At 70.1% G+C, this 7,754-nt stretch carries 7 protein-coding genes and 1 pseudogene; 3 read left to right on the top strand and 5 right to left on the bottom strand.

All coding sequences use genetic code 11. The features are described from left to right. From ACZ4WQ_RS21045 to ACZ4WQ_RS21035, 3 genes and pseudogenes are all read left to right on the top strand, one after another. Window positions 1–108 (top strand): annotated as a pseudogene (locus ACZ4WQ_RS21045) (roadblock/LC7 domain-containing protein); the annotation flags it as partial. An 83-nt stretch (window positions 109–191) separates the two neighbouring features. Then, window positions 192–878, top strand: coding sequence for a DUF742 domain-containing protein (locus ACZ4WQ_RS21040; RefSeq protein WP_311730700.1), 687 nt, complete (start codon window positions 192–194; stop codon window positions 876–878). Continuing rightward, window positions 859–1,437, top strand: a complete 579-nt coding sequence (locus ACZ4WQ_RS21035; RefSeq protein WP_078610434.1) for a GTP-binding protein — start codon at window positions 859–861, stop codon at window positions 1,435–1,437. The genes ACZ4WQ_RS21040 and ACZ4WQ_RS21035 overlap by 20 nt, the downstream gene beginning before the upstream one ends. Window positions 1,438–1,576: 139 nt before the next feature. On the opposite strand, the gene ACZ4WQ_RS21030 is transcribed toward ACZ4WQ_RS21035, so the two are convergent. The 5 genes from ACZ4WQ_RS21030 to ACZ4WQ_RS21010 form a co-directional block, all read right to left on the bottom strand. Next, window positions 1,577–1,825 (bottom strand): acyl-CoA carboxylase subunit epsilon, encoded by a 249-nt coding sequence (locus ACZ4WQ_RS21030; RefSeq protein ID WP_311730703.1) that lies wholly within the window; start codon window positions 1,823–1,825, stop codon window positions 1,577–1,579. Between the two features lie 25 nt (window positions 1,826–1,850). Beyond that, entirely contained in the window at window positions 1,851–3,434 is a 1,584-nt protein-coding gene (locus ACZ4WQ_RS21025; RefSeq protein WP_311730704.1) for an acyl-CoA carboxylase subunit beta, read from the bottom strand. A gap of 222 nt (window positions 3,435–3,656) precedes the next feature. Continuing rightward, window positions 3,657–4,178: a hypothetical protein gene (locus ACZ4WQ_RS21020; protein WP_311730705.1), complete on the bottom strand. Its 522-nt coding sequence runs from the start codon at window positions 4,176–4,178 to the stop codon at window positions 3,657–3,659. Window positions 4,179–4,442: 264 nt separating this feature from the next. After that, window positions 4,443–6,041 carry a citramalate synthase gene (gene cimA, locus ACZ4WQ_RS21015; protein WP_311730706.1) on the bottom strand — a complete coding sequence of 533 codons (1,599 nt, stop codon included), beginning with the start codon at window positions 6,039–6,041 and terminating at the stop codon, window positions 4,443–4,445. A 429-nt stretch (window positions 6,042–6,470) separates the two neighbouring features. Beyond that, window positions 6,471–7,556: a branched-chain amino acid aminotransferase gene (locus ACZ4WQ_RS21010; RefSeq protein WP_361192449.1), complete on the bottom strand. Its 1,086-nt coding sequence runs from the start codon at window positions 7,554–7,556 to the stop codon at window positions 6,471–6,473. Between the last annotated feature and the right edge of the window lie 198 nt (window positions 7,557–7,754).

Below are 7,754 nucleotides of genomic sequence, written 5' to 3'. Positions count from 1 at the left end.
TGCGACATCGGCCTCGTGGGCTACGAGATGGCCCTGCTGGTCGACCGCGCGGGCACCGTCCTCACCCCGGACCTCCGCGCCGAACTGCAAGGCAGTCTTCTCAACTAGCAAACACAAAGATGCGTTTCGCGCCACCGCGCCGTTAGGGTGCGGTGGCGCGACCGGCAGACAGGCGAGTTGGAGGAGGACACGTGGCAACGCCCCCCGGTGGATATCCGTACGGCCATGGGCAACAGGCAGAGCCGCACGGCGACGCCCCGTTGAAGCGCTTCAACTTCCCCTCCACGCCAAGCCGTCAGGCCCGTACGGCCGGGCAGGCCCCTGCGGCGCCTCAGGAGCCCGTTCACCAGGCTCAGGAGGCACAACCCCTGACCCCGCATCCGCAGCCCGTCCAGCAGCCGTACGCGCCCTCCTACGCCCCGCCCGTCGGCTCGGCGGGCCTGTCCGGCGAACCTCAGCCGCACCAGTCGCATCAGCCGCGCAACCGGCCCGCGCCGCCCGTGCGACACCCGGAGCCGTCCTCCCCGGCCACCGGACACAACCCGCTGGTGCGCCCGTACGCCATGACCGGTGGCCGGACCCGGCCCCGGTACCAGCTCGCCATCGAGGCGCTCGTCTCCACCACGGCGGACCCCGCCCAGCTCCAGGGCCAGCTGCCCGAGCACCAGCGGATCTGCCACCTGTGCCGCGAGATCAAGTCGGTCGCCGAGATCTCCGCACTCCTGACCATTCCCCTCGGCGTCGCCCGGATCCTCGTAGCCGACCTGGCCGAGGCCGGGCTCGTCGCCATCCATCAGCCCGGCGGCGACGAGTCCGCCGGCGGCCAGCCTGACGTGACACTGCTCGAAAGGGTGCTCAGTGGACTTCGCAAGCTCTAGCGGTGCAGCCCGCTCCACCACCTCCGCGAAAATCGTGGTGGCGGGCGGCTTCGGCGTGGGCAAGACCACGTTTGTAGGCGCGGTCTCGGAGATCAACCCGCTGCGCACCGAAGCCGTGATGACCTCCGCCTCCGCGGGGATCGACGATCTCACCCACGCGCCGGACAAGACCACCACCACGGTGGCCATGGACTTCGGCCGTATCACGCTCGACCAGGACCTGATCCTGTACCTGTTCGGCACGCCCGGCCAGGACCGCTTCTGGTTCATGTGGGACGACCTGGTCCGCGGCGCCATCGGCGCCGTCGTCCTCGTCGACACCCGGCGCCTCGCCGACTGCTTCCCCGCCGTCGACTACTTCGAGAACTCCGGACTGCCCTTCGTCATCGCCCTCAACGGCTTCGACGGACACCAGCCCTACACCCCCGAAGAGGTGCGGGAAGCACTCCAGATCGGCCCGGACGCGCCGATCATCATCACCGACGCCCGCCACCGCAGCGAGGCCAAGAGCGCACTCATCACGCTCGTGGAGCACGCCCTGATGGCGCGTTTGCGATAGCGACGTACAGCGTCGGCGGCGCCCGCCGCCGAACGCACAAATCCCCCGCTCTCCGGGAGAGCGGGGGATTTGTGCGCTTCGGGCCGCGGTCGGGGCGGCGTTCGCCAGGGGCGTCTCGCCGGGTCGCTTCGCCGGGGGCTCAGCCCTGCCAGCTGTTCGGGGCGCGGAAGCCCCGCTGGCGCTCCAGTCGGCGCCAGCCCGCCGCGCTGCGGCCGGTGCGGCCCGGCGAGCGGCGGTGAACGGCGCCCGCGGCCGCGCGGGCCAGGAGCACCGCGGTGACGGCGGCGAGCTCCTCGGCGTCGGCGTGGCCCTTCTCGACGCGGACGAGAGTGGCGGTGCCGACGGCGGTATCGGCGGGGTTATCGGCGATGTCCTGTGAACTGCTCACGGTGGCTTCGTCTCCAATGCTCGCGCTACTGCGGCGGGTTGCCGTGCTTGCGGGACGGCAGGTCGGCGTGCTTGTTGCGCAGCATCGCCAGGGACCTGATGAGGACCTCGCGGGTCTCCACGGGGTCGATGACGTCGTCGACCAGGCCGCGCTCGGCGGCGTAGTACGGGTGCATCAGCTCGGACTTGTACTCCTTGACCATGCGGGCGCGCATGGCCTCGGGGTCGTCGGCCCCGGCGATCTGCCGGCGGAAGATCACGTTGGCGGCGCCCTCGGCGCCCATCACCGCGATCTCGTTCGTCGGCCAGGCGTAGGTCAGGTCGGCGCCGATGGACTGGGAGTCCATGACGATGTAGGCGCCGCCGTAGGCCTTGCGCAGGATGACCGAGATCCGCGGCACGGTGGCGTTGCAGTACGCGTACAGCATCTTGGCGCCGTGCCGGATGATCCCGCCGTGCTCCTGGTCCACGCCGGGCAGGAAGCCGGGCACGTCCAGCAGCGTGATCAGCGGGATGTTGAAGGCGTCGCACATCTGGATGAAGCGGGCGGACTTCTCCGACGCCTCGATGTCCAGCACACCGGCGAGCGACTGCGGCTGGTTGGCGATGATGCCCACCACCTGGCCGTCCAGCCGGGACAGGGCGCAGATGATGTTGGTCGCCCAGCGCTCGTGGACCTCCAGGTACTCGCCGTCGTCGACGATCTCCTCGATGACCTTGCGCATGTCGTACGGGCGGTTGCCGTCGGCCGGGACGAGGTCGAGCAGCGTCTCGCCGCGCCGGTCGGCCGGGTCGTCGGACTCGACGACCGGCGGGTTCTCGCGGTTGTTCTGCGGCAGCAGCGACAGGAGGTAGCGCACCTCCTCCAGGCAGCTCTCCTCGTCGTCGTACGCGAAGTGGCACACGCCCGAGGTCTCGGCGTGCACATCCGCGCCGCCCAGTCCGTTCTGGGTGACCTTCTCGCCGGTCACCGCCTGGACCACGTCCGGTCCTGTGATGAACATCTGCGAGGTCTCGCGGACCATGAAGACGAAGTCGGTGAGCGCCGGGGAGTAGGCCGCGCCGCCCGCGCACGGGCCGAGCATCACGCTGATCTGCGGGATGACGCCGGACGCCTTGGTGTTGCGCTGGAAGATGCCGCCGTAGCCGGCGAGCGCCGAGACGCCCTCCTGGATGCGGGCGCCGGCACCGTCGTTGAGGGACACCAGCGGCGCCCCGGCCGAGATGGCCATGTCCATGATCTTGTGGATCTTGGTGGCGTGGGCCTCCCCGAGGGCCCCGCCGAAGATCCGGAAGTCGTGTGCGTACACGAACACGGTCCGGCCGTGTACGGTCCCCCAGCCCGTGACGACACCGTCGGTGTAGGGCCGCTTCGCCTCGAGCCCGAACCCGCTCGCGCGGTGCCGCCGCAGCGGCTCGACCTCGTTGAAGGACCCCTCGTCCAGGAGCAGATCGATCCGTTCGCGGGCCGTCAGCTTCCCCTTGGCCTTCTGGGCCTCGGTCGCCCGCTCGCTCGGGCCGCGCCGAGCCTGCTCGCGGATCGCGTGCAGCTCGGCGACACGCCCGCGGACGTCGCTCGCCTCATCGGGCGCACCTTCGAGATTGGTCATGCAATGACGGTACGTTCCCGGGCCCCCCGAGACGCATGTCAATTCCATACAACGTCGGGCGCGTTTTGGTGGGTAGGCAGAACAGAACTGGACAGCGGATTTCCTGCCACTGTACGCGCCCCTGGGCAATCACCGCTGTCGGCACCCCACAAACCCCGATCGGGCACGCCCGGGGGCGGCGGACATGTCCACCCGGATGGGCGCGCCCGGCCGGGGCGCGGGTCAGCAGCCGCCGCAGTTGTAGTAGATGACGTCCCAGTGGTTGCCCTCGAGGGCGTAGATGTTGCCCGAGTTGGACTTGTACTGCTTGGCGCCGTCGCTGCGCAGGCCGATGTAGGCGAAGTTACCGGTGATGTAGTTGGTGACGCAGCTGTTGAGGGCGTAGTCGAGCTTGTAGCCGTTCCAGTGGCTGTAGGTGCCGCTCGCGTGCCCGGTCTCGGTGCCGCCGGTGATGTTCAGGGCGCAGCCGCTGGCGCTCTTGAGGGTCTGGGCCCCCTGCGCGGTCGGCAGGTTGAGCTGTTCGAAGGAGGTACAGGTGGCGTTGTTCCGGTCCGAGCAGCCTCCGGAGGAGGACCAGGTGATACCGCTGGAGCGGAACATCGAGGTGGCCTGGGAGTGGCTGATCTTGGTGACCGCGAACGCCTCCCCGGCGCTGCTGATCACACCGACTCCGGGGGCGAAGAGGACGCCGAGGACGAGGACGAGAGCCGTGACGGCGGAGCTGCCGACGGACCGGAGCTTCATGGGACCTCCTGCTGTGGGCCGTGCTGTGGACGGTGCGGCTGTGCAGGTGGAGCGTGCCGTGCGAGTGAGACAGCCTGCCGAACTTCTACGCGCGTCGCCAACCTTCTCCGGTGAACACTCGTGACGATTTTCGGAAGATTTTGTGTTCGTGGAGAATGGAGTTAGGCTAGTCCCGTTGAAGATTCAACATAACTTCAACGCAACGGCCCCGGCAGAGCTACACCCCCAAGGCTCTGCCGGGGCCGCGAATCTCCTGCCGCCCGGCTACTCCTGCGGCTCCACGCCGGCCTTCAGCAGCCCGTAGGCGTACGCGTCGTCGAGCGCCTGCCACGAGGCCGCGATCACGTTCTCCCCGACGCCCACCGTCGACCACTCGCCCTTGCCGTCCGTCGTCGAGACCAGCACCCGCGTCGTGGACTCCGTACCGCCCTTGCCCTCCAGGATGCGCACCTTGTAGTCCACCAGCTCCATCGTGGCCAGCTGCGGGTAGATGCGCTCCAGGCCCAGGCGCAGCGCCCGGTCCAGCGCGTTGACCGGGCCGTTGCCCTCGGCCGTGGAGACGATGCGCTCGCCCTTGGCCCGGAGCTTGACCGTCGCCTCGTTGGCGTGGGTGCCGTCGGGGCGGTCCTCGACGATGGCCCGCCAGGACTCGACGGTGAAGTAGCGGCGGGGCCGCCCCTCCACCTCCTCGTGCAGCAGCAGTTCGAAGGAGGCGTCGGCGGCCTCGTAGGTGTAGCCCGCGAGCTCGCGCTCCTTGACCCGCGCCACGACGCGGCCGACCAGCTCCCGGTCGCCGCCGAGGTCGATGCCCAGCTCCTTGCCCTTCAGCTCGACCGACGCCCGCCCCGCCATGTCCGACACCAGCATCCGCATGGTGTTGCCGACCAGCTCGGGGTCGATGTGCTGGTAGAGGTCCGGGTCCACCTTGATCGCGGAGGCGTGCAGCCCGGCCTTGTGCGCGAAGGCCGAGACGCCGACGTAGGGCTGGTGGGTCGAGGGGGTGAGATTGACCACCTCGGCGATGGCGTGCGAGATGCGGGTCATCTCGGCCAGCGCGCCGGCAGGCAGGACCGTGCGGCCGTACTTGAGCTCCAGGGCGGCCACCACCGGGAAGAGGTTGGCGTTGCCGACCCGCTCGCCGTAGCCGTTGGCGGTGCACTGGACATGGGTGGCGCCCGCGTCCACGGCGGCCAGGGTGTTGGCGACGGCGCAGCCGGTGTCGTCCTGGGCGTGGATGCCCAGCCGGGCTCCGGTGTCGGCCAGGACGGTACGGACCACGGCGTCGATCTGGGCCGGGAGCATGCCGCCGTTGGTGTCGCAGAGCACGACCACATCGGCGCCCGCCTCATGGGCGGCGCTGACGACCTGCTTGGCGTAGCCGGGGTTGGCGCGGTAGCCGTCGAAGAAGTGCTCGCAGTCGACGAACACCCGGCGGCCCTGGGCGCGCAGATGGGAGACGGTGTCCCGGACCATCTCCAGGTTCTCCTCCAGCGTGGTGCGCAGGGCGAGTTCCACATGGCGGTCGTGGGACTTGGCCACCAGCGTGATCACCTGGGCCTGGGAGTCGAGCAGCGCCTGGACCTGGGGGTCGTCCGCGGCCCGGACGCCCGCCTTGCGGGTGGCGCCGAACGCGACCAGCTGTGCGTGCCTGAAGTCGATCTCGGCGCGGGCCCGGGCGAAGAACTCCGTGTCGCGCGGGTTGGCGCCGGGCCAGCCGCCCTCGATGAAGCCCACACCGAAGTCGTCGAGGTGACGGGCGATGGTCAGCTTGTCCGCGACGGTGAGGTTGATGCCCTCGCGCTGCGCGCCGTCGCGCAGCGTGGTGTCGAAGACATGGAGGCTGTCGTCGGGCAGGTCCTTCATGGTGGTCTGGCTCCTGTGGGATCGATCTCGGTCTACCGGAATAACCGGTTCCGCGCCCTCCTATGATCCCTCGCGCTCCGCGTCCGGCGGGGTGGTCCGGAAAACGAAAAGACCCCTCGCGGGTGCGAGAGGTCTGCGCGCGGGTCTGGGGGCACGGTGGTCGCGCCGTACATGGTCGTACGGGGCGGTCACTGCGGACCGGCGCGCCTGCTGCCAATAATCATGGCGAACGTGAGCACGGGGGCAGTTTGGCACACTCCGCCCCCGCGCTCCCTTCCGTCTCAAAATGCGGGCCGGCGCGCGAACGCGCACCCGGGTCGGGATCGCGGCTCGGAATCGCGTTCGGAGGGGCCGACGCCGTACACGACGTCGACCCGTCTCACCCTTCCGGCGGGCCCTTCTGGCGGGCCCGGCGCCCGGCTCCCCGCGTCAGCCCAGGCGGTGCATCCAGCCATGGGTGTCCGGGGCGGCGCCGGTCTGGATGTCCAGCAGCGCCTTGCGCAGCTTCATCGTCACCTCGCCCGGCCGGCCGTCCGCCACCGTCCAGCTCGCGCGGGCGGACTTGACCGAGCCGACGGGGGTGATGACGGCGGCCGTGCCGCAGGCGAAGACCTCGGTGAGGCTGCCGTCCGCGTTGCCCTCCCGCCAGTCGTCGACGGAGATCCGGCCCTCGGAGACCTCGTATCCCAGGTCGGCGGCGATCCGCAGCAGCGAGGCGCGGGTGATGCCCGGCAGCAGCGAGCCGGACAGCTCGGGGGTCAGGATGCGGTCCCCGTACACGAAGTACAGGTTCATGCCGCCCATCTCCTCGATCCAGCGGCGCTCGATCGCGTCCAGCCAGACCACCTGGTCACAGCCCTGCTCGGCGGCCTGCGCCTGGGCGACCAGCGAAGCGGCGTAGTTGCCGCCCGTCTTGGCGGCGCCGGTGCCGCCGGGGGCGGCACGCACATACTCCTCGGAGAGCCACACGGAGACCGGCTTGACCCCGCCGGGGAAGTAGGCCCCGGCCGGGGAGGCGATGACCATGAAGAGGTACTCGTTCGCCGGCCGCACGCCGAGGCCCACCTCGGTCGCGAACATGAAGGGCCGCAGATAGAGCGACTCCTCGCCGCTGGCCGGCACCCACGCCCGGTCCTGGGTGACCAGCGCGTCGCAGGCCGCGATGAAGGTCTCGACGGGCAGCTCGGGCATGCCCATGCGGCGCGCGGAGGCGCGGAAGCGCTCGGCGTTCTCCTCGGGGCGGAAGGTGGCCACGCCGCCGTCGGGCTGGCGGTACGCCTTGAGCCCCTCGAAGATCGTCTGGGCGTAGTGGAGGGTCATGTTCGCCGGGTCGAGCGAGAGGGGCGCGTACGGCACGAGCTGGGCGTCGTGCCAGCCGCGCCCCTCGGTCCACTTGACGGTCACCATGTGGTCGGTGAAGTGGCGGCCGAAGCCGGGGTTGGCCAGGATCCGCTCCCGCTCATCGTCGGAGAGGGGGTGTGCGGAGGGCTTGAGCTCGATCGTGGGCGTCGTCATGAGTGGTAGTCCTTCACCGTTGGTTGTAGCGGACCGCGCCCGCGGCGCCCCGGTACCCGGAGGTACTAGGACGTCCGAGCTTCCTCTCACGCGACGGCCCCACGTCCGATTATCGCTCGGAGTGGGGCCGGGGAAGAGGTGCGTGCGTCAGCGCGGCCCAAGGTCGATGGTCGCACCCAGCCGCGCGTCGGCAGAGGC

The sequence above is a fragment of the Streptomyces sp. NPDC028305 genome (genome assembly GCF_055569495.1).
Note: the sequence above shows the minus strand (reverse complement) of the source record. Positions and strands in the feature narration are given on the sequence as shown.